At 68.6% G+C, this 20983-nt stretch carries 22 protein-coding genes and 6 pseudogenes; 13 read left to right on the top strand and 15 right to left on the bottom strand.

The window, feature by feature from the left end; genetic code table 11:
- Positions 1-226: 226 nt before the first annotated feature.
- Positions 227-634, bottom strand: a pseudogene (locus ACWD3E_RS38655) (transposase family protein); the annotation flags it as partial.
- Positions 635-1462: 828 nt separating this feature from the next.
- Entirely contained in the window at positions 1463-2311 is an 849-nt protein-coding gene (locus ACWD3E_RS38660) for an SDR family NAD(P)-dependent oxidoreductase (RefSeq protein ID WP_451392173.1), read from the bottom strand.
- A 160-nt stretch (positions 2312-2471) separates the two neighbouring features.
- On the opposite strand from ACWD3E_RS38660, the gene ACWD3E_RS38665 reads away from it, so the two are divergent.
- Positions 2472-3026: a CGNR zinc finger domain-containing protein gene (locus ACWD3E_RS38665; protein ID WP_451392174.1), complete on the top strand. Its 555-nt coding sequence runs from the start codon at positions 2472-2474 to the stop codon at positions 3024-3026.
- A gap of 468 nt (positions 3027-3494) precedes the next feature.
- Here the strand turns inward: ACWD3E_RS38665 and ACWD3E_RS38670 are convergent, their stop codons facing one another.
- The 6 genes and pseudogenes from ACWD3E_RS38670 to ACWD3E_RS38695 form a co-directional block, all read right to left on the bottom strand.
- On the bottom strand, positions 3495-3764 hold the full coding sequence (locus tag ACWD3E_RS38670) for a hypothetical protein (RefSeq protein WP_451392175.1): 270 nt from the start codon (positions 3762-3764) through the stop codon (positions 3495-3497).
- Positions 3765-3978: 214 nt separating this feature from the next.
- The gene (locus ACWD3E_RS38675; RefSeq protein WP_451392176.1) at positions 3979-4161 is read right to left on the bottom strand and encodes a hypothetical protein; all 183 of its coding nucleotides are present in this window, start codon (positions 4159-4161) and stop codon (positions 3979-3981) included.
- A 275-nt stretch (positions 4162-4436) separates the two neighbouring features.
- On the bottom strand, positions 4437-5378 hold the full coding sequence (locus tag ACWD3E_RS38680) for a hypothetical protein (protein WP_451392177.1): 942 nt from the start codon (positions 5376-5378) through the stop codon (positions 4437-4439).
- 195 nt (positions 5379-5573) lie between these two features.
- Complete coding sequence (locus tag ACWD3E_RS38685; RefSeq protein WP_451392178.1) at positions 5574-5870, bottom strand: hypothetical protein; 297 nt, start codon at positions 5868-5870, stop codon at positions 5574-5576.
- A gap of 229 nt (positions 5871-6099) precedes the next feature.
- A pseudogene (locus ACWD3E_RS38690) lies at positions 6100-7202 on the bottom strand (IS481 family transposase).
- A 49-nt stretch (positions 7203-7251) separates the two neighbouring features.
- Positions 7252-7650, bottom strand: coding sequence for a VOC family protein (locus tag ACWD3E_RS38695; protein WP_451392179.1), 399 nt, complete (start codon positions 7648-7650; stop codon positions 7252-7254).
- Between the two features lie 93 nt (positions 7651-7743).
- Here ACWD3E_RS38695 and ACWD3E_RS38700 point away from each other — a divergent pair, with 93 nt between their 5' ends.
- Both ACWD3E_RS38700 and ACWD3E_RS38705 read left to right on the top strand, forming a co-directional pair.
- A complete protein-coding gene (locus ACWD3E_RS38700; RefSeq protein ID WP_451392180.1) occupies positions 7744-8733 on the top strand; it encodes a helix-turn-helix transcriptional regulator in 990 nt (329 codons plus the stop codon).
- A gap of 113 nt (positions 8734-8846) precedes the next feature.
- A pseudogene (locus ACWD3E_RS38705) lies at positions 8847-9640 on the top strand (transposase); the annotation flags it as partial.
- A 173-nt stretch (positions 9641-9813) separates the two neighbouring features.
- On the opposite strand, the pseudogene ACWD3E_RS38710 reads toward ACWD3E_RS38705, so the two are convergent.
- Positions 9814-10045, bottom strand: a pseudogene (locus ACWD3E_RS38710) (helix-turn-helix domain-containing protein); the annotation flags it as partial.
- Positions 10046-10260: 215 nt separating this feature from the next.
- On the opposite strand from ACWD3E_RS38710, the gene ACWD3E_RS38715 reads away from it, so the two are divergent.
- Positions 10261-11061, top strand: coding sequence for an FkbM family methyltransferase (locus ACWD3E_RS38715; protein WP_451392181.1), 801 nt, complete (start codon positions 10261-10263; stop codon positions 11059-11061).
- 324 nt (positions 11062-11385) lie between these two features.
- Here ACWD3E_RS38715 and ACWD3E_RS38720 read toward each other — a convergent pair whose 3' ends face one another.
- Together ACWD3E_RS38720 and ACWD3E_RS38725 are read right to left on the bottom strand one after the other, a co-directional pair.
- Positions 11386-11571 (bottom strand): hypothetical protein, encoded by a 186-nt coding sequence (locus tag ACWD3E_RS38720; protein ID WP_451392182.1) that lies wholly within the window; start codon positions 11569-11571, stop codon positions 11386-11388.
- A 115-nt stretch (positions 11572-11686) separates the two neighbouring features.
- Positions 11687-12289: a hypothetical protein gene (locus ACWD3E_RS38725; RefSeq protein ID WP_451392183.1), complete on the bottom strand. Its 603-nt coding sequence runs from the start codon at positions 12287-12289 to the stop codon at positions 11687-11689.
- A 190-nt stretch (positions 12290-12479) separates the two neighbouring features.
- Between ACWD3E_RS38725 and ACWD3E_RS38730 the strand changes: the two genes are divergently transcribed.
- The 5 genes and pseudogenes from ACWD3E_RS38730 to ACWD3E_RS38750 all read left to right on the top strand — a co-directional run bounded on the left by ACWD3E_RS38730 (position 12480) and on the right by ACWD3E_RS38750 (position 15369).
- Positions 12480-13466, top strand: a complete 987-nt coding sequence (locus ACWD3E_RS38730) for a hypothetical protein (protein WP_451392184.1) — start codon at positions 12480-12482, stop codon at positions 13464-13466.
- Positions 13467-13623: 157 nt separating this feature from the next.
- Positions 13624-13794 carry a hypothetical protein gene (locus tag ACWD3E_RS38735; protein WP_451392185.1) on the top strand — a complete coding sequence of 57 codons (171 nt, stop codon included), beginning with the start codon at positions 13624-13626 and terminating at the stop codon, positions 13792-13794.
- A 110-nt stretch (positions 13795-13904) separates the two neighbouring features.
- Positions 13905-14261, top strand: coding sequence for a hypothetical protein (locus tag ACWD3E_RS38740; RefSeq protein ID WP_451392186.1), 357 nt, complete (start codon positions 13905-13907; stop codon positions 14259-14261).
- 275 nt (positions 14262-14536) lie between these two features.
- Positions 14537-15046, top strand: a pseudogene (locus ACWD3E_RS38745) (transposase family protein); the annotation flags it as partial.
- 104 nt (positions 15047-15150) lie between these two features.
- Complete coding sequence (locus tag ACWD3E_RS38750) at positions 15151-15369, top strand: hypothetical protein (protein WP_451392241.1); 219 nt, start codon at positions 15151-15153, stop codon at positions 15367-15369.
- Here the strand turns inward: ACWD3E_RS38750 and ACWD3E_RS38755 are convergent.
- Entirely contained in the window at positions 15366-16343 is a 978-nt protein-coding gene (locus ACWD3E_RS38755; RefSeq protein ID WP_451392187.1) for a LysR family transcriptional regulator, read from the bottom strand. The two genes, ACWD3E_RS38750 and ACWD3E_RS38755, sit on opposite strands and share 4 nt — an antisense overlap.
- Positions 16344-16414: 71 nt before the next feature.
- Here ACWD3E_RS38755 and ACWD3E_RS38760 point away from each other — a divergent pair, with 71 nt between their 5' ends.
- Entirely contained in the window at positions 16415-17071 is a 657-nt protein-coding gene (locus ACWD3E_RS38760) for a maleylpyruvate isomerase family mycothiol-dependent enzyme (RefSeq protein WP_451392188.1), read from the top strand.
- Positions 17072-17076: 5 nt separating this feature from the next.
- On the top strand, positions 17077-17622 hold the full coding sequence (locus tag ACWD3E_RS38765) for a DUF1772 domain-containing protein (protein ID WP_451392189.1): 546 nt from the start codon (positions 17077-17079) through the stop codon (positions 17620-17622).
- Here the strand turns inward: ACWD3E_RS38765 and ACWD3E_RS38770 are convergent.
- Positions 17619-18408, bottom strand: a pseudogene (locus ACWD3E_RS38770) (DDE-type integrase/transposase/recombinase); the annotation flags it as partial. The gene ACWD3E_RS38765 and the pseudogene ACWD3E_RS38770 sit on opposite strands and share 4 nt — an antisense overlap.
- A 244-nt stretch (positions 18409-18652) precedes the next feature.
- Here ACWD3E_RS38770 and ACWD3E_RS38775 point away from each other — a divergent pair.
- On the top strand, positions 18653-19306 hold the full coding sequence (locus ACWD3E_RS38775) for a hypothetical protein (protein WP_451392190.1): 654 nt from the start codon (positions 18653-18655) through the stop codon (positions 19304-19306).
- Positions 19303-19743: a hypothetical protein gene (locus tag ACWD3E_RS38780; protein WP_451392191.1), complete on the top strand. Its 441-nt coding sequence runs from the start codon at positions 19303-19305 to the stop codon at positions 19741-19743. The genes ACWD3E_RS38775 and ACWD3E_RS38780 overlap by 4 nt, the downstream gene beginning before the upstream one ends.
- Positions 19744-19778: 35 nt before the next feature.
- On the opposite strand, the gene ACWD3E_RS38785 is transcribed toward ACWD3E_RS38780, so the two are convergent.
- A complete protein-coding gene (locus ACWD3E_RS38785; RefSeq protein ID WP_451392192.1) occupies positions 19779-20186 on the bottom strand; it encodes a YunG family protein in 408 nt (135 codons plus the stop codon).
- 59 nt (positions 20187-20245) lie between these two features.
- Positions 20246-20929 carry a transposase family protein gene (locus tag ACWD3E_RS38790; protein ID WP_451392193.1) on the bottom strand — a complete coding sequence of 228 codons (684 nt, stop codon included), beginning with the start codon at positions 20927-20929 and terminating at the stop codon, positions 20246-20248.
- Between the last annotated feature and the right edge of the window lie 54 nt (positions 20930-20983).

The following is a 20983-nucleotide window of genomic DNA, read 5'->3' on the forward strand; positions in this document are numbered from 1 at the left end:
CTGCCTCCAGCACCGCAAGTTGTTCGACGAAAACACCGCCTTTCCCACCGAGCTGGCCGCCGCAGCTTGACCGCATAACAACGTGAGGTGTCTCAACCCAACGGGAAGGTCAGTAACGCATAGCGGGGATGAGGACCCGGGGCTCCTATCTCTGTCCCCAGGGGCAAAGTAGCCAGCTGTGATGCTCAGGCCTCGACGCTGGTCACTGCCCTGATGTTGCGAGCTGTTTCTGTGAGTAGTACGGCTCGTCCGCAGCGATACGATCGATGGGGATCAGGGTGCCGTCAACGATGACGTAGTCGCCCTCACCGAGACCGGTGAGGGCTTCGTGCAGGCCGGGCACCCAGGAGGCCAGTACATCCAGAGCCTCGTCGACGTATCGCCAGGCGGTGGCCTGGGATATCCCGAAACCGGCTCCGAGCTGCGAGAACGTCTCGTTCTTACACAGGTGGACCAGTGTGAGGAGCGCCTGCTTGAAGCAGCCGAGCTTGCGCCAGCGGGTGTTGCGGGCCCGGCGGTGCTCGTACAACAGCCAGGAAACATGCTCGACGAGCTCATACGGGACGTCGAGGATGGCACGATACGGAACCAACAGGGCCCCTTCGGTCGCCGGTGTGATGAGTGGAATCACCACGCCGACGACGAGGGGCGCTGCCTCGTCACCACACCCGCTGACCAGCCCATTTCACCCTCCAGCACAGGATGAATGAGGCTCGGTGAGAATGCGTTCGGCGGTCTTACGAACCTGAAGTTCCTGCCGTCGCTGGTTGTCCATCTTCCCGTGGACGCGTGCTCGGGTGGCCTGCCGGGAACGGGCTGCCTTCTGCCGCCATCCATTGTGCTCCCCTTTGCTGGGGGCGGAGATCGCGGGTGGCGTGTAGGGCATGCGCAGGTATGCGCAGATGACGTCCACGATGGTCTGTCGGTGGTCGGCAACTGCGCGTGCGGCGACACGCCGCCGCCGTAGGGGGCGCAGCAGGCTGCCGCGGGTGGTGGCCGGATCCGCGGATGTTCCGATCAGCGAGAGCCCGGCTCCAGCTTGCGGCCTGGGCCAGAGATAGGACTCCGGGCCCATACAGCGCGGCTGGCAGCTAGCCGCGGTGAACGGCAGCGCGGACCCGGCCCGGCCCCGGATCGCCTTCCCCGATGCCCCGGCCGCGGCTGACGCGACCTTGCTCGCGGTGCCCGCCCCGGCCTCGATGACCGGGTCCGCCACGGCCCTGGCCGGTTCGAGCTCGACACGGCAACCGGCTCGACCTCCACCCAGCCGTGACCATCCCAGGCCAGCAGGCGGACGGACCGCGGCCGACGTCCGCCAGGGAGAGCGCAGCGCAGCGGTAGGGGGCCTGGGTCGAAGCCATCTGCCGTGGCTTCGACCCAGGCCTCTTGGTCGGCCGGGCGGTGAGGAGGGCCCGGGCCGCCTCCGCCATGACCACGTCCCCCCGGCGGGATTCGTGGCTTGCTACCTGTCGACGCCGTCGGTCACGTGCTGCCAGCTGTCCAGGTCTGCGATGCGTGCCTCCAGAGCGGGGCGCATGCCCGTCGCGCTGGAGACGCCAAGGGCCAGGCGCAGCGGAGGGTTGGGGCTGTCGACCGCGGTCCGCATGCCTGCGGCGATCCGCGCCGCGGCGGAGAATGCGGATGCCGGCAGCTCTCCGATGCCCTTCTGGACCTCTCGGACGGTCTGGTCGTAGTCGCCCAGGTCAGCCGCGACATCGAGGTTGGCCAGGAAGGACGTCGCGGTCAGCCCGGGCTGGATGATCGTGACGTTGATGCCGAGCGGCGCGACCTCGGCCGCCAGCGCGTCCGACAGCCCCTCGACCGCGTACTTGGTGGCGGCCAGCAGACCCACGCCGGGATGGGCGGACTGCCCGTAGACCGACGAGCCCTGGAGGATGTGCCCGGACCGCTGTGCGCGGAGCACCGGCAGCGTTGCGCGGAGCACGTTGAGCACTCCGAAGACGTTGGTGTCGAACACGGCACGGACCTGCGTGTCGGAGGCCTCCTCAACGGCTCCGAACAGTCCGTATCCCGCATTGTTGGCCACCACGTCGATGCGGCCGAACCGTGCGAGCGTGCCTTTCACCGCGTCCCGGACGGCTTGCTCGTCCCGTACGTCCGCCCGGACGAGAAGCAGGCGCTCACCGTGCGCTTCCGCCAGTTCATCCAGGGAGGAGGTGTCGCGGGCGAGGGCTGAGACGGCGTCGCCGCTCTCCAGTGCCTGGAGCGTCAGTTCGCGGCCGATGCCGGACGTCGCGCCGGTGATCAGCCATGTGCGGAGGCGGGTCTGCTGGTTGGAAGTTCCATTCATGTTGCGACCGTAAGGCGTTAGATCGCAACGCGTCAACGCACTTGGAAGCCAGAGTTGCTCTCTAGCTGGATTAGCTCCGTTGGTACTGATGTAGGGTGGATGTATGAGCAGTGCGGCAGCCGGATCTCCCAAACTCAGCCCTCGCACCGTCCCGCCGACGGTGGAGACCGTCCTTGCGTTCGTGAACACCCGCGCGGACGGATCGGGTCGCCGGGAGTTGTTCGAAGACGGGGACTCGTTCGCAGCGTGGCTGGCGGAGCGCGACGAGTTCGGTGGCGAAACCGTGGTGACCGACGCTGACGCCGCGGTCGCGCGCGAGCTGCGTGACGCCCTGGTGACTGTGCTGCTCGCGCACTCGGGCGATGAGGAAACTCTGGGTGAGCCGCTGCAGCGTGCCGAACGGCACCTGCGGCGCGTGGGTTCGCTCTACCCGCTGGCGACGGTGGTCACGGCTGGCGGTGTCGAGCTGGCGTCGCCGCAGGCGGGGGTGCCGCGTGTGTTCGGAACCGTACTGGCCGCAGTGACGACGTTTGCGCAGAGCAGCGACTGGGGGCGCATCAAGGCGTGCCGGAACCCCCCATGCCACTTCGGTTTCTTCGACCGCACCCGCAATGGGGGAGGGCTGTACTGCAGCACTGGCTGCGGCTCTCAGGTGTCGATGCGCAAACACCGTCAGCGGCAGCGCCAAGGCAGTGGCGCGCCGTCCGAGGCGTGAGACCGCCCTTTCATTGGGGAAGGGTGACCTGCGGTGCGCCCGCGGAGCAGGAGGTGAGTGGCGCCGGGCCGCCTGCGCAGAGTCGATGGCTCATCGGGTAGTTGATGGCCGTGTGCGACGGTCGTGAGAGACGTCGCGAGGCTCGACCAGGCACGTGCCCGCTACGGCCCCGGCATCGCCGGAGCCGCCTCCGTCAGCAGAGGCGCCGGGTGACCCCGACACGGGCCGGGACGGACAAGAGACGAGCACACCCGGAGCACCAGACGCGCTGACGTGCCCTGGAGAAGGCGCGCCACTACGAACACGTTCGCCCGAGACCCTCGTCCCCGCCCTCGAACAGCAGACGCGACAACAACACCGACGTACACAGAGTCCAGCCCGGATCCCCCTGCAGCGACTCCATCTCGATGTCGACGAGGAGGGTCTCCGTTCCGAGACCATCCGTTCGGTGCTCGTGGACGAGTCCGATCACGTCTCCGCCTCAAGCGGAATTGAGACCACGCTACCGAGGCTGATTCGAGGGATGTTGTGGCCCGCCTTCGGGACCTGGCGGTGCCATGTTTGGCCGATCTGGCCGGTGAAGGTTCCCACCTGCTCTGGCTCCTCCCGATCGGCCCACTCCACGATGTCGCCCGGGTACTTCTCCGCAGCCCGTCGCTCGCACCAATCCTGAGCGGTCTCGAGCTTGCTGAAGAGCGCACGGCCGACGTCTGGGAAGTAGCCGGTCATGCCGGTCATGGGAATTGAGCGTAGCGGCGGGGACGTGATCGGCGGATGTATCCGCGGCTGAGGAGACTGCCGATTGGGGTGGCCCCGTGCAACGTGCGAAGAAGACACGGGGCCACCAGCCCGCGCCCGTCAGGAGGGAGCAGGGCATGCCACTGCAGACAGTAGGAGCCGGACGGTACCGACGCGCCCTGTGACCGCAGGGCAGTGCTGCGATTGGGCGACTTCAGCGGGAGAATGTGTCGCCGTCGGCCCGGCGGTCGCGTTCAGCACGCGGCCAGACCGGGCATCTGCGAATGCCCCAGGTGCTGCCCGCCGCAGTACACGGCAGCGTGAACGTCTCCGGGCCCGGTGCGCCAGCCGCGTCGTAGACGTCCAGGACGTCCTCGACGCGTTCCCACAGCTTCACCGGCCCGCCCTCGCGCAGTGATCCGCTGCGGGGCGTGCCGGGCCGTACGGCCCTTCTCCGGGAGGCCTGTGGCCCGGTGGGCGGGGTTGCCGAACACCGGCGTCGCGTGGGTGCGCGCGGGCATGAAGGACACGGTGCAGCCTAGTAGCGGGCCCTCGGCGGTGCCGTCCTCGGTCATGGTGAGCAGGACGCGGGCGTAGGGACGACCTGGCCTGCCGAGCCGTAGCCCGCATCCGGCCGCAGTAGGTCCCGCGCCGGGCTTCCGGACCGCCTGCCTAGAAGTCGCCGCCCGCCAGCTTCCACTCGCGATGCAGGGAGCCCAGCGGCACGCTCCGCTGGAAGACCGGCGTACCGAAGATCGACAACTGGATCCGCAGGGTGCCCGACAAGTCGACCCCGCCGTACACACCCCAGGTGCCCTCGGCCTTCGGACCGCCGCCGTCCGAGGAGGTGGTGACCGTCCCGGAAGCCTCGCCGCGCAGATACGGGGCCAGGTCGGCGGTGACGCCGACGGTGCCGTAGAGGCCGACCGAGGCCTCGGCGCCGAGTGCCGTCTTCACGTCGCCGGCGGCGGTGACGGAGGCCCGTACCGGCGTGCTCGTCATGGTGGAGGAGCTGACCGGCGCCCAGCCCTTGGCCGGACCGAAGGTGCCGCCCGCCTTGAAGTCGCCCTTGAGGCTCTGCTCCACGTCCACGGTGACCCGGCCGTCGCCACTGAGCTGGACGTAGCAGGTCAGGTCGAGGTTGACGACGACGGGGACGGGGCCGACCTGCAGGACGGGGTCGGCGTGCAGCTTCGCGAACGGGATACGGAGCGGGGTGCCGGTGGCCGCGGCGGCCCGGCCCTTGACCGCCCACCCGGAGGTCCAGTCACCGGACACGCCGAGGTAGGCCGAGCCGGGCGGCGCGTCGGACCCCGCGCCGCCGTAGGTGAAGTCGACCTGCGGCGCGACCTGGACGAAGCCGGACACCGAGGCGGCGGCCGAGACGGGGGCGTCCTTGGCCGTCGGCACTGCGGCGCTGACGTCGAGTCGGAGACTGCCGAGCGGCACCGCCGCGCCCTTGGGGCCGACGTGCACGTCACCGGTCTTCGACCAGGACACCTTCACATCGGGCAGCAGCTTGTCGACGGTGAAGGCGGACGGGTCGACCGGCACGGTGCCCTTCGCCGTGTCGTCGCCCAACAGTGCGTTGAGCGTGGCCGGTTCGGTCTGCACCTCGGTGCCGTGGTCCGTGTCGCCGATGACCTTGGTGACCTTGGCGAGGAGCCCGTGCGGCGCACCCGGCGCCGGGGCGCTGGCGATGACGTCACCGACGGCGGCGCTGTGCGGGGCGGGGGAGGACGCGGTGCCCGGTGTGCTCGACGGGGTCGGCGTACTCGGCCTGGTGGATGAAGTACCGCTGCCCGACCGTTACTTGGCGAGCACCGCGTGCCGGGTGCGGCTGTCGTACGAGCTGACGGTGAGAGCGGTCTTGTGTGCCTGCCGGCCCGAACCGGCGGGGCCCGCCGTGGCGGTCGCGGTGGCCGCGGGGGCGGCGGCGACGGCAAGGGAGTGGTCCGGGTCGGCGGAGGGGTGGGAGGTGGCCCGGATCTCCTGGCCGTGGCCGGGGGCCGACTGTTCGGCGTGCGGCGCGGGCGAGGAGCAGGAGGCGGCGAGGAAGAGGGTGGTCACGGCGAAGGCGGGCAGGAAAGCGCGCCCGTGCCTCATACGTCTGCGCAAGGTCGGTCCTGTGTGGAGTGGGGGGTGGTGAAGAGACACCGGCGACCGGTCCTACTCGCAGGTAGAACCGGCCGGTAACTCGGTGTCGGGCCATGAGCATGCCATGGCGTCCGCACAGTTCCCTCATGATCCGGCCAGATCTCAACGTGAGCTGAGCCACGGCGAGTTCAGGTCGCGGGGTGGCCGGATCCCCAGCTGTGGTGTCTCGGGACCTTGGTTACGCGAAGTCCTCGAAGGTGAGCTGCCGCACGATGTCCGCGAGTGGTTCGGTCGGCTGGTCGAAGGCGATCCGGTAGTCGCTCCCGGCGGTCCGGCTGATGGGCGGTCGGCCGCCGAGCGCGGCGTGCGGCCGCTCGTGGTTGTAGTAGTTCACGAACTCCGCGAGTGCGACTAGGCGTTCACGCTCGGTTGTGCAGTCGCGGACGTACGCCCACTCGCGGGGGAGCGTCCCGATATACCTCTCCGCCTTCCCGCGCGTGCGCGGCGTGTACGGCCTGGTCCGCTTGTGCTTCGTACCAGTCGCGGCGAGCGCGTCAGCCCAGGTCGTAGACCGGTAGCTCGCGCCGTTGTCGGTGAGGCAGCGGCGGATCGGTGTGATGCCGTGGGCGGTGAAGAAGGCAACGGCCTGGTGCCAGAAGGCGACCGCGGTGACGGCCTTCTCATCGTCCAGGGCCTCGGTGTAGGCGAGCCGGGAGTGGTCGTCGAGCGCCGAATGCAGGTACGTGTATCCGGCCTTGCCGGTGCCGGGACCGGTGCGTTTGGAGGCGCGGGCGGACTCGGTGCCGACGCCGTGCATCCGCCGGCCGCCGCCGGTCGGGATGCGTCCGACCTTCTTGACGTCGACGTGGACCAGGTCGCCGACCCGGTCGTGCTCGTGGCGGATGACCTCGCGCAGCTGCTCGCCGGTCGGTGGGTCGAGGTCCCGGAGCCGGTTGAGTCCTCGCCTCACCAGGATGCGGTGGACGGTCGCGGGCGCGAGTGTGACGCCGTGCAGCCGCTGCAGGTCGGCGGCGAGCCGGGCCGGCCCGCGCTTGGTCTGCCGCCGCAGCGCCTCCACCAGGTCAGCGATGTCCTCGGGGTGCGGGCGGGGCTGGTGGTGGGGCGGGAGGAGCGGTCGAGTAGTCCGTTCTCGCCGTGCACGCGCCAGCGGGCGTACCACTTGGCCAGGCAGCGGCGGGAGATCCCGGCTTCCGCAGCCACGTGCGCGATCGGACGTCCGGCGTCGATCCGCAGACACAAGCGCGGACTCCTTCGAGGGGTCAGCGGTGCGTTCCCATGTCCCCTGCTGGTGGCGTTCCTGGACTCGGCGGCCTCGTTCACCGGAAGCCCTGGGGTCTCAGGGCTCCCGCGTGAGCGGCTGCGCATGGCGTCAGCGTGCGAACTTTTCGATGGCCTCCGGGGTGACGGGGGTGAAGAAGTTGACGAGGTTGCCGTCTGGGTCGCGGAACAGCAGCGACCGGTTGCCCCAGGGCATCGTGGTGGGCTTGTTGACGAAGTCGGTGACGAAGCCGGTCAGGTTCTGGTGAACGCGGTCCACGTCGTCGACGAGGAACTCGGTGATCACGCTGTGGTTGTCCGCCGGGCGGGCAGAGCCCGGGGCGAACAGCGGGACGGTGCGGGTGCCGGCGATCGCGAGGGTGGCACCCGCGGTCTTGAGTTCGGCGAAGTCCTCGGTGGCCCACGTCGCCCGCGCCCCTGTGGCTCGCTCGTAGAACTCGACGAGGCGCGCTACGTCGCTGGTGATGATGCGGATCGAGACGAAGTCCATGGGGATCTCCTTGGCTGTGTTGGAGGCGTGCACGTCGCAGGCTAGGAGAAATAGTGGACAGAATCGGTCCTGTATTCGCGCTAGGCTGCGAGCGTGCCTCGACCCACCGGCCGCGTGCTGACACTCCTGGAGCTGCTGCAGTCGGGTGGCACCCGGACGGTGGCCGAACTCGCCGACCGGCTCGGCGTCGAAGGGCGCACCGTGCGGCGGTATGTGGACCAGCTGATCGACCTGGACGTGCCCGTGGAATCGGTGCGCGGCCGCTACGGCGGGTACCGGCTGGCTCCCGGGTACCGCTTGCCACCACTCATGCTCAGCGACGACGAGGCGCTGGCCGTGCTGCTCGGCCTGGTCGCCGGCCGCCGAGCAGGGTTGACGACGACGGAGCGCACGGCAAGCGAGACGGCGTCAGCGAAGATCCGGCGGGTGCTGCCCAAGCACATCGCCCGTCGGCTCGACACACTCCTGGAAGCTCTCGCCTTCACGGATCACCCCGGCGAGTTAGACCACCCGGACGCTGAGGTCCTGCTCACCATCGCCGATGCGGTACGCCACCGCCGACCGGTCTCGATCCGCTACACGGACCGCGACGGACGGCGCAGCGAACGCACGCTGCACGCGTACGGGATCGTCGCCCATGAGGGCCGGTGGTACGTCACGGGCAAGGACGCCCAGGTCGGCGAGGACCGAACCTTCCGGCTCGATCGCATCGCAGACACGCGGACCCTGCCCGGCTCATTCGAAGCGCCCGTGGGTCCCGGTCCGGCACAGCGCGTGTTGTCAGGATTTGCCACGGCCGAGTACCGGCATGAGGTGACCTTGCGGATCCACGGGACAGTTGAGCAAATCCGCGCGTACCTCCCCGCCAGCGTCGCGAGCCTGGAGGAGCATGAGCCCGCGGCCGGCCAGGATCCGGCGGCCGAGCACTGGCTGCGCGTCGAGCTACGGGCGCAACAGCTCGACTGGTTGCCTCGGGTACTCGCCTCACTCGACCGGCCGTTCGTCATCGAGCGCCCCGCTGAACTGCGCGACCTCGTCATCGCGCTCGCCGATCGCCTCACGTCCTACGCCCGCCAAACCTGACAGCGAGGAACCAATGTCATGAGAGTGCCGGCACATCTAGGGCCTGTGTGATGTCGTGATCAATCTTGCTGATCCGGGTCCCTCGGGAAGGCGGATCCGGTAGGAAGACGATCGTGACACGCAGGCAACTCACCGACGAGCAGTGGAAGTTGATCGAGCCGTTCCTGCCGATGGGCGAATACGGCCGTACCCCGAGCGGCTGCGGGAACAGTTCGAGGGTGTGATCTGGCGGTTCCGCACCAGCAGTCAGTGGCGGGAGATGCCCGCCGAGTTCGGCCCGTGGCCGACTGTCTACGGCCGCTTCCGGGTGTGGAGGGATGCCGGCGTCTTCACCGCACTGCTCGAAGGCCTGATCGCCGAGGCCGCTCGCCAGGGGCAGACGGACTTATCCCTGGTCAGCGTGGACTCCACCACGGCCCGCGCCCACCACGACGCAGCCGGGATGCGCATCGGCAAGGAGGTTCTGGACGCCCTTGAAGAGGCCGCCATCGAGCAGGAGCGGGCCCGGCAAAAGGGGGCGGCCCGCCAGAGCAGAACGGACAGCGCGGCAGTGACGACCCCGGTCAGGAGGAGCGGCGGCACATCAGGCGACGGCGCAAGCTCCGCTTGAACCAAGCCCTGCTCGGCAGATCTCGCGGTGGACTGACGAGCAAGATTCATCTCGCCGTAGACCGCAAGTGCCGTCCCTTGTCCCTCGTCCTGACCGCAGGACAGGCCGCCGACAGTCCGCAGTTCGTCCCAGCGCCGCAGAAGGTGCGCATCCGTCTCCCCGTCGGCCGGCCCCGCCAACCGGAAGAAGAAGGGCAGAGGTGGCCGCCCCACACGCCACGACGCTGATCTCTACAAAGAGCGGAACACCGTCGAGCGCCTGATCAACAAGCTGAAGGCCTGGCGGGGCATCGCGCCTTGATACGACAAGACACCCGAGAGCAATCTTGCAGGCCTTGTCGCGGCAGGTCATGCGGGTCTGATGCTCAGGCCGGTCTCGGTGAGGCCGCGGTCTACGATGCCCAACTACGGGCGCCAAATCGTCCCGTCTGCCGAGATGCGGGTGGCGTGCGAGCCGAAGTCCTCCTCCGACACGCTGGAGACGAGGTACCGGTAGACGGTGGTGGTGCCGATCCCGAAACCGGCCGCGAGCTGGGCGTAGGGCTGGCCGTTGCGCAGATGGGCGAGGGTGAGCAGGGCCTGCCGGCCCGCGTTCAGGCGCCTCCATCGGTTTCCGAGAGCGCGGCGGTGTTCCCTCAGGCGGGCGGCGAGGAAGCGCGGGAAGGAGCTGGACGCGTCGACGCCAGGACAGGTAGACAAGCATGCGAAGCCTCTGGTGGACACGGTTCTCTTGGTCGAAAACCCATCTACCAGGGGCTTCATCCATCTGTCAGGCCAGCTGCCCAGCTGACGCGGGAGGTTGGAAAGGGCTCACTGCTATGAGAATGGGGTGGTGTCGCACCCTGTGGATCAGGGACTCGGCCGAAGTGAAGCCTGCGGACTGGATTGTTGACTCCAACCCTGATAAATCGTCTTGTCATGGCCACGAACACGATTGAACTGCACAGCATCAATCGTTGGGAGGCGTCCTTCCTGCGCGAGGAGGTGGGCGGCTACTTCACCCACGGCGTCGAGTGCACGCCGGGCGCGACGGTACTCGACGTGGGCGCCAACATCGGTGTGTTCTCGGCGGCCGTCTATGAGCGGCTGGACGGGGACGTGCGGATCTACGCCTTCGAGCCGGTGCCGCCACTCCACGCGACACTCGAACGCAATGCCCGCGAATTCTTCAACGGACGTCTGACCGTGCTCCCTTACGGCCTGGCGTCCCGTGACGACGAGCTCGATTTCAGCTACATTCCGGCCGCCACGATCTTCTCGTCCTCATCGCGGAATCAGGGGAACATCGAGGCTGAGCGGCGGCGGGTCACCGCCAGCGTTGTCGAAATGATCCGCCAGGGCGGCCTGGGACCGGTCCTGCGCCGCGTACCCGCTCCCATCCTCACTCTTCTCGTCAGCCGCAAGCTGCGGGTGATGCGGCGGCTTGAGACGCACCGGGTGAAGGTCAGGCCCTTGTCATCAGCGCTCGACGAGCAGGGCATCGACCACATCGACCTGCTCAAGGTTGATGTGGAAGGCGCGGAACTCGATGTGCTCAGAGGCATCGAGGAACGGCATTGGCCGCTGGTCCGCCAGGCCGTCGTCGAGGTGGAGCGCTGGCAGCAGAACCGCGACACTGTCTGCGAGGTCCTCCTTATGCACGGCTTCGCGGTCAGCACCGAGCAGGACTCGGTGCAGCAGGCCGGCGACATTGGCATGGTGTTTGCGGTCAGGCCCTAATACTCCAGCTGTAGATCGTGATCACGCAGCGAGTCGGCGCTCCTCGCGGCCGCGCCGAGCCCACCTCTGACGCACGCGGTTGGTCACCCACCGATAGTCAGGGGCACAGTGAAGCTTCGCCATCTTCGAACGTGCTGGTCAGCGGGGCTGGCGTGATGGTCCTTGACCGTGCTCGTGCTGGTGACGGGCGCGTGTCTGCGGCCTTGATCGTCCGTCAGCGGCCGGCTTCGAGGTTGGTCAGGACGAGCAGGACGAGCACGGCGCGCAGGAGGGCTGTGGCCCGAGCGGGGTCGGTGCGGAGCTTGGTGAGGATCCGCCAGTTTCTCAGGCGGGCGAAGCCGTGTTCGACTGGAGCGCACTGGTCTCAGTGCACAGCAGGCATTCGTCGCGCGGACCAGCGCGGCCGTGGACGAGCGCATCGCGGACCTGCTTGCCGACCCGTCGACTGGCGATGCGGAGTTGCGCGCCGCCGGCTTCGTCGCGACGGCCGACCACCTGGCGGAGCTGCACGGCCCGGAATGGTGGACGCGACCCTGTGGCCCTAGGAACTGCTCCTCTGCACTGCTGTGATCGGGGAAGAGCGAGCCTCCCCGATCGCAGCGAGTTGTGCGGTGCCCGGCCAGTGTTACCGGTAGCCGTTCCAGTAGTCCTGGCTGCCGGGGCAGTAGTGGTAGGTGTTCGATGCCCAGCGTGCTACGCCGCCCTCCCATAGGACGAAGTTGCCGTCGGTCTGCACGATGGCGATGGTGTCGGAGCCGTACCAGGTCTGGGTGTTCCAGGTGACGTGCCAGGGGTCGTTTGATCCGATGGCCTGGTAAGACCCGTATGTGGCCATGTTGCCGTCGGACCAGAAGTCCCACTTGTCCGCGTTGTACCTGGTGCCGCTGTTGGTGAAGCCGCTCGCCCACACGGCCTGCCCAGCCGAGACGTTACGACCCAGGCCGTACGAGTAGCCGCTGTACTTGCAGTACAGGACGAGGTTGCCGTCGCCCTGGAACCGCAGGTACGTGAAGGCGCTGTTGAACGTCGTCGTGGGCGTCCACTCGCTGCCGGTGTGCAGGGTGGACGTGTGGGAGCACTGAGAGGTGTCGACGCCGGACGACAGCGGGACGCAGACGTAGCTGGTGGCCGACGCCGGCCCCGCCGAGAGGGTGCTCATGCCACCAGCGAGGGCGATGGTGGCGACGGTCATGGCGAGGGCGCGTCGGGTCTTGCGGAGCTTGAGCATGCTTGCTGTCTCCTCACGTAACGGCGATAGCCTGCGCGCTCTCGTCCGCCGGTTAACTGTGGACAAGTGCGCTGGTTCCAGCGAATCTGATGACATGCTCGCGGTCGAATGATTCGATCAGGTTCGAAGCGGACGGCTTCCCGTCTCGCCGACAGTGTCACGCACGGGGGATGAAGTGCTGCGTGTCGACATGGACGCAATCGCTCTCACGAACACGCGATTCGCGATCTCGCCACTGAACACCACGGTCAGCGGCCTGTGGCTCTTGCGCTCGAACAGCCCGGCCTTCGGAGGGGGGTGGCGGCCCCGGATCCAGGAGACGATCCGTCAAAGAAAGCTGGAAGTGCTGAGGGTGCTGTTCTCCGGCTCCTGGGACTACGTGCCGGACTTCATCACTCCGCAGCCCGACACGCCCGAAGCTACATTGGAAGACGAGCTGCACGCGGTCGCCATGACCGACTCCGACCGACTTCGGCTTGAGGTTCGCATCATGACGGGGGGCGTCGCCGAGCACCGGGTAGTGGGCCGCGCCGCTCCTGCGATCATGCGGAAGATCCTTGAAGACGGCGAGCGTGCGCTCGCCAAGCGGCTTGCGACCGAGCTCGACCAGCTGTGGCACGCAGCCATAGCCCCGCACTGGACGACTTTGCGCACCCTTATAGAGGCCGACATCGACCACCGCGCTCGTATCACCGCACGGCACGGACTGAGCGGCATGCTGGCCAGCCTGCATCCCCGAGTCGCCTGGAATGACGACCACCTGCGCTTGACGACCCGCTTCCCGGGCCGGTTCTGCGGAACGACCAGCCTGGTGCTGACACCGTCGGTGTTCGCCACCGACCTGCTCATGGTCGTCGACTCGGGGCCACATCCCGTCCAGCGGCAGCCCATGTTCACCTACCCGGTCCGAAGCGGTCCCGACGCCGGCGCCAGGCCGACGTCGACTACGCCCGATCTGCTCGGGGTCACCCGGGCCCGTCTGCTGTCTGATCTCGGCACAGCACGAACCACTGCCGAACTGGGTGAGCGTCACTTCCTGGCCGCCAGCACCGTCTCCTACCACCTCGGCATCCTGCACCGCGCCGGTCTCATCGCCCGGACCCGCCGCGGCCACCACGTCCTGTACGAGCGGACTCCACGCGCGGCGAGCCTGCTAGGCCCGGAGCGTCGGAGTTGATCGGCATGCCCGGAGCCGGTACCGCCACTGGTTTCGGGCTCGACGACAGCACGCCGCTCCTGGCCCATGCCGCGCTGAAGGCATGACTGCAACATTCGAGGTCTTGGCTTGGCAGGGCATGGCTTGGGTCCGTCATCTCATCTGAGGGGAACCAGACATGTCCAAGAACTCTGCGGCCTGCCCGCACCTGAACGCCCGTCGGCTCTGGTGCCGAGCTGCCGTCGTCCCCGGAACCGACGCCTGCCAGCACCACCAGGACGGTCAGGTCCGCGACTGGACCGCCGACGGCTTCCGCGCCGCGGACGCTGCTGGGGCAGACCAGCGTTAAGAACCTGGTCGAGCGCGGGAGTCCGCGGTCTTGGTCATCTGACGGGCGAGTTGGGACGGTCTCGACGGTTCCTGCCGTTCCTCGGCCCGGCGCCTCCTACGATCCGGTTCATGATGGAGGAGCTCGCCGTCGCCGAACGTGTTTTTGAGCAGGTGAGTGAGCAGCTCGCCGACGAACGCGCCTCGGCCCCGCCGGCGCCCGGGCAGGTGGGCGGCCGGGCGGTGATGCTGATCCCGCACCGCGAGCCGGGCGTGGAGGAGACCATGCTTCCGCCGGAGTATCAGCGAATCCTCGCTGCTGTGCGGCAAGCTGCTGGACCGATCATGGCCCGGGAAGTCGGGGAGATGCTGGGAGCGGACATCAGCATGCGGAGCAAGCTGGAACCGCTGCGGGGGAAGCTGGTCAGACTGACCGATCGCGGCTGGCTGCGGAAAACGCCGGAGGGTCGATTCACCACCCGCCTGTGAACAGGAACGACCCCGCTCTGGGTTGGACGGCGAGAGCGTAACCGGGTGACCCCCGGCGGCCGTTGGAATTGTGTGACGAATACCAAAAGGCACGCCGAGGACACCTGCCCGCTTGTCTACGAGTGCCGCCTGCCGCTGTCCACGCGCACCGTCAACCACCTCACCGAGCTGCTCAGGCGTCATCTGAAGCGATTCGGTCCCGATGGCGGATCTTGCCGCCGGGGACCGCGGTCATCGTTCTGGCCGTACTGCGTCACGACCGGCGCCTGGCCGACATGGCCGGCGGCAACAACGTGTCCGAGTCCACCGTCCGCCGCTGGCGCGACGAGCTGATCGCCCTGCTCCGCCGCGCAGGCGCCGCGCCTGGACCGCGCCCTGAAGAAGCTCTCCAAGCAGGGCGGGGGGGGGTGGTGCTGATCGACGGCACCCTCATCCACACTCAGCGCCGCACCGGGAGGGCCGACCGGCGGAACTACTCCCGCAAGCACCGTAGCCATGGCCTGCACTTCCTCGCCCTGACCGACGAGAAGGGGTGCCTGATCTGGATATCCGCAGCCAGGCCCGGCCACACCCACGACAACACCGCCGCCCTGACCCACCTGCGCGCCGTCGGCCCTGGGGCGCTGGCAGACCTCGGCTTCCGCGGCCTGGACAACGATATCAGCGACCCCGTGATCGTCACCGGCTACGCCGCCGGCCGCACCCACAAGCGCACTGCAGGCCAGAAGACCGCCAACCGTGTCCTGGCAGTTGGACGGGCACCGGTCGAGCACGGCTTCGCCCACCTGAAGAACTGGCGGATCCTCGCCAAGCTCCGTACCGATCCCGCCCGCGCCGCGAGGTACGCAGGGCGCTGCCGAGGACGAGCCCCAAAGAGCTCACCCGGGCACTGCGCTCACTCAACCGCGACGGCTTCATCACCCATGACGCCGGCGCCGACTTTCCCGGCTACAGCCTCACTCCACTCGGACAAAGCATCCTCGCCGTCCTTCTGGACGTCTACGCCTGGACCGCCGAGCACTGGGACGAACTCGTCGACGGCCGCGAGCGCGCAGATCGTGCAGAGACCGGTTCGTCTGTCACCAACGTCCTGACCCGCAACACCTAGCCCGCCGGCACCTCGGACCGCTCCGCCATCGCCGGCAGGCTCTCGCGCAGCCGCCCGCGGAGGCTGTCCAGCAGGACCTTCGCCGCCGGGCTCGCGGGGCCGGCGGAGCGCCAGGCGAGGGCGATGCGGGCGCGGATGCCGGGGTTGACGATGGTCAGGGTCCGCAGGGCGGGGCCGCCGAAAGCAGAGCCGTCCTCGGCCTCTCGGTGCCCCTCCTCGCCCTCCCCGCCCGGCAGCACCGCAACGCCCAGCCCCCGGGCCGCCAGCTGAACCAGCACATGTGGCGCCGCCGCCTCGAAGGCGACCCGCGGCCGGAATCCCGCCCGCCCGCAGGCCCGTTCCAGCGCCGCCCGCACCCCGGTCCCGCGCGGCAGGCAGATCAGCGCCCGGTCGCGCAGCTCGGCCAGCGGCACGCTCGTACCGTCGGCCCGTTCGAAGAGCGGGTCCTCGGCCGCTGCGAGGACCGCCAGCGGGACGTCGATCACCGTCTGGAAGGACAGCCCGGGCGGCGGCACCTCCTCGGTCGGCCCGAGGAGCGCTATGTCGAGCTCACCGGCCAGCAGCGCGGCCTGCATCCGCTCCGACGAATCCTCGGTGAGCGCGATCTCCAGCGCCGGGTGGGCGTCGTGGAAGTCCGCCAGGAAGGAAGCGATGTCGAACGCGTGCCCCGTGGCCCCGGAGACCAGCCCCAGCGACACCCGCCCGCGCAGCAGCCCCGTGTACGCGTCCACCGTATCCCGCACCGCGTCCGCGGCGGCCAGTGCCGCCCGCGCGTACGGCAGGACCGCCCGGCCCGTCTCGGTCAAGGTCACTGACCGGTGTGAGCGGTCGAGCAGCGGCTGTCCCAACTCCTGCTCCAGCTGCCGGATCTGTGCGCTCAGGCCCGGCTGGGCCAGGTGCAGCCGGGCGGCGGCACGCGTGAAGCCGCCCTCTTCGACGACGGTGACGAGGTAGCGCAGCTGGCGGAGTTCCATAACTGTTGATGCTAGGTGGCAGCAGAACTATCTATTGGCCATATGAATCAGCCACCCGCAGGCTTGATCACATGCAAAGCGCGACGGAACTCACCGCAGACAATCAGGCCGCCCTCAAGGCCGCCATCGCCGCCGAACGCCGCGAGCTGGCCGATCTCTTCGACGCCCTGCGGGTCGACGACTGGCACGCCCCCAGTCTGTGTACGGGCTGGACCGTCCGCGAGGTCGTCGCCCACATGTCCATGGGCTTCCGACTCTCCCTCCCCGCCACCCTGGGCGAACTCCTGAGGGCACGGGGCAACCTCCACCGCATGACCGACCGAGTCGCCCGCCGGGACGCGGCCGCCCACTCCACTACCGAGCTCAGCGCCTTCCTCCGCGACCACGCCCACCACCCGTGGACCCCGCCGGTCGGCGGGCTCCCGGCCGCCCTCGGCCACGACGTGGTCCACGGCCTGGACGTCACGGCCGCCCTCGGGCTCGACCGGCGGGTCCCCGAGGACCGGCTGCGCATCCTGCTCGACGCGATCCAGCCCCGCGGCCTGAAGTTCTTCGGCGTCGACCTCACCGGCGTACGGGTGTGCGCGCAGGACACGGACTGGTCCTACGGGTCCGGGGCGGATCCGGTATACGGAGCTGCCCAAGACCTCCTCCTGCTCGCCTTCGGCCGCCGTCTGCCGCCCGGCCGACTCCGCGGCGAGGCGGCCGGCCGCTTCACCGGCCGGTGACGGCAGTGCGACGCACCCGACTCCTCCAGGCGCTCGCTCTCTTCTCCACCGGCCTGCTGTCCGGTGCCTTCGGCTACGGCGCCGCCAACCTTGTCCCGACCTTCAACGCCGTGCCGATCGAGATGCGGCTCGACTTCCACGCCGAGCTGATGAAGATGAACGGCATCACCATGCAGGCCACCATGGCGGTCTCGGCCCTCAGCACCCTCGCCCTGGCCGCCTCGGTACGCGGCCGGGCCCGCGTCCTGGCCGGCGCGGCGGGGTTCCTGACGGTGTCCTCCTTCCTGATCACGCGGTTCGGGAACGTCCCGATCAACGGCCGCATCAAGCAGTGGGCCGCCACCGCACCGCCGCCCGACCACGCGGAGATCCTGCGCCGCTGGGAACTCTTCAACGACGCCCGCACCGCCACCGCCGCCCTCGCCTTCGGGCTGCTCATCGCCCTCACCCTCAAGCGGTCATCCGGCGAACTCGTACCACACGCCCCGCTGGCCTCTACCTCGCCGCCATCTTCATCCGGTCAGCGAGGTGATCCGAAAGACACGGCCTAGCTGTATTCACCCGCAGCGTTGTTCACGCGGCTGACCGGTGGGTGGCCGCCGAGTGCGGTGTGGCAGTGGTGGTGGTTGTAGGTGTGGACGAAGTCTGCCAGGGCTTCGGTCCGCTCGGTGTTGCTGGTGTAGGGCCGGATGCGCCTATGGACGATGCGGGCCGCGGTGAGGCACTGGGTGAACAGCTTCGACTTGTAGCAGGAGCCGTGTCGGTCAGGACCCGTTCGACGGCGATGCCGTGGGCGGCGAAGAAGGCTAGTGCTCGCTGCCAGAAGGCGATGGCGGTGTGCTGGCGTTCGTCGGGCAGGATCTCGCTGTAGGCCAGGCGGGAATGGTCGTCCACTGCGGAATGAATGTAGGAGTAGCCGATCACCGGCGTGCAGCTCCTGCGCTCGGTGGTGGTGGCCTGTCGGTTGCGGTTGCCGGCCGTCCTGCCGACAGTTCGCCAGCCTCATCCGTCAGGGATGTTGCCCAGCTTCTTGATGTGCACGTGGACGAGTTCGCCGGGACGGGAGCATTCGTGGCGGCGTATCGGCCCGCCGGTCGGCCGGTCCAGCCAGGCCAGGCGGTTCAAGCGATGGCGGACCGGGATGCGGTGCACGGTGGATGGGGGAGCCCGAGTATGGGGCCGATCCTGGCCGGGCCGAGCTTGCGGTCCTGCCGGAGCCGGCACACATCCGCTTCCTTCGTGGCGGCCGTTCGATGCGGCGTGGTGAGTGGTCTGCGGGAGCGGTCCTCCAGGCCGTCGTCCCCCTCGGCCCGCCATCGGCGGACCCACTTGTGACTCCCAGGGGCGCCGGACGCCGTTGATCAGCCCTCCTCGGGCATCCGGCTCGGTCACCATCAGCGGCTCGCCCCAGCGCCGTGGAGGCCGCCAAGATGAGCCGTCCGTCGTGGCGGCCCGGTCCAGCTCTGTTACAAGTGGTTCCGCAACTGGGGCAACTCCCCGGCGGGGCACCGCCTCGCGCTCGCGCCCATCCCAGATGGGCAGGTCAATCCGAGGCGGCTGCGTCGCACGCTGGCCTTGGAAATGGCCTACCGGCCGGGCGGCGTGCTGGCCTCCAAGCTGCACCTGAAGCACATCGCAGTAGCCGCAACAGAAGGGTATGCCTCCCGCCCCGGCGGAGCTCAGGCCGAATTGCTGGCCGAGGTGAACAAGCGCGAGAGCGACCGGAACCTGGACCTGGTCCTGACCGAGTTCCGGAACTACCAGCAGGGCATCCTCCCGGCCGGCCCCGGAGCCCGGAGCCTCACCGAGTGCTTCGCCAGCATCGAAGAGAAGCTCGACCCGGCGTCAGCCACGGCCCCCAAGACCCAGCGCAGTGACCGCGACGTGCTCAACCTGCTGATCAAACGCGCCAAGGTCCTTCACCTCGGGCCCGCGAACTACTGCTGGTTCACCGACCCGTCCCGGGCACTCTGCCTCAAGCCGGCCGGCACCCCGACCGCCGACCGTCCGCTGGTCGGGATGCGTGACTCCGCCCGCTGTCCGCAGGCCACCCATCACACCTGCCACTGGCCCGTCTGGGCCGACCACGCCGAACGCACCGAGACCTTCCTCGGACAGCTCGGCACCACACGAAAGACCGAACGCACCCGCCTGAAGGCCGACTACGACCGGGCCCTCCGCGTCGTCGCCGAGATCGACGCCGCCTGCACCACCATGAATGAGGACTCCGCATGAGAATCTCCGCATCCCAGCGGGCCGAGTACGAGAACCACATCCGCGCCGCCGTGGACCGCCTCCTGCGCGGCGAGATCCCGCCCGGCGGAAAGTGTGACTTCAAGACCCTCGCCCACGAAGCGGGCGTCGACCGCACTGCCTTCTACGGCACCCACCCCTACGCACACCTCCGCGAAGAGTTCGAACGTCGCCTGCAGGCCCTGCAGCAGACCGGTGAGATCCCCGACCCCCGCGAAGCCCAGATCACCCGACTCAAGGCAGAGAACACCAAGCTCAGGGAGCGGCTGGCACATTCGGAACAGAGGATCGACGAGCTCACGGACTTCCGCAGCCAGGCCCTGGCCCGGCTCGCCGCCCAGCACGAGATCGTCCGCCTCCGTGAGGCCGCTGCTGGAACCAGCCGGGTTTGTCGTCTCCCTCACCGCAGACCACGGTGATCGGAACCTGCAGCTGAAGGACGATCCGTGCTCGGTCAGACGGCGGGCTCGGGGAGGTGACCGAGGTGCTTGATGACGCGCTCACGCAGGAGGAGGTACTCCTCCCAGCGCCGAGGCAGAGGCCCCGGCGGGCGTTTGACGTCACGGGCTGCGGTGACAGTCTGGCCATCCAGGAACTGCTCGCGCGTCAGGTCGAGCTCCACACCGCTGGGCAGTCGATTCCACCAGTGAAATCCATGCTGCTCCCCGCTGCAGTGGACCTCCCCGACCATGAGGTCGCCACCGAAGATGTCGTTCACGATCAGAGCCGTGATGTCACAGTGGCCCCACGCTGGGTTGCCGGGCTGCCAGTCGGCGCGAGCGAGGTCGTCAGGAGAACAGGTGTCGGCGGCCCAACTGGCGCGCAAGGCTTTGTCGATGTCCAGCAGGTTCCAAGGGATCATGCCCACAGCATCGCAGCCGCCACTGACATCATCGGCAGATCGCCGGGGAGACTCCCTCTTCAGCTGCCGGACCCGGACTGCAGATATCGGCGCAGAGCTTCCCGTCCTCCCGGAACGAAGAGCCATTGATCGACGACCTCGCACAATTCGGCTTCTGTCAACCAGCCCTGCCAGGCGATCTCACCCGGGTCCGGGACCAGGGGCTCCGCCACGACAGCCTCATGCACCCCAAACCACACGGGGCTGATTCCCTCCCGGCAAAGGAACTTGAACATGAAGCGCACGGGCACACGAACGCCCAGCTCTTCGGACAGTTCCCGGGCCGCGTACGGCTCGTCGGCGGCCACGCGGTCAGTCCTGATCAGGGTGCTGTCCAGGATGAGGAACTCGTTCGGGTCGTGATGGTGCAGTGCGTCCAGCAGGGTGGGAGCGTGGTCGGCTAGCACGACGGCCTCGGTCACATACCGGCCGGCGGTGGCTGTGGTGACACCGAACCCGACTCCCACCTGCTGCAGTGTCTCGTTTTTGCGCAGGTGCACCAGCACGAGGACGGCCTGCTGAAAGCAGCTCAGCCGCCGCCAGCGCGAGCGCAGTTCACGCCTTCGGGCGTAGATGAGCCAGGAGACGTACTCGACGACCTCATGCTCGACGTCCCGCATGGCTCGATACGGCACCAACAGGGCTTCTATGTCTGGGCGTTGATGAGTGAGATCACCAACCGAAATGACCAGGAGCCCTGCCACGTCACGAACCCCCACCGGCCCTTCGCCATCAGCCTCGAACCTCAGGGCGAGAAG

Source organism: Streptomyces sp. NPDC002676 (genome assembly GCF_053592455.1).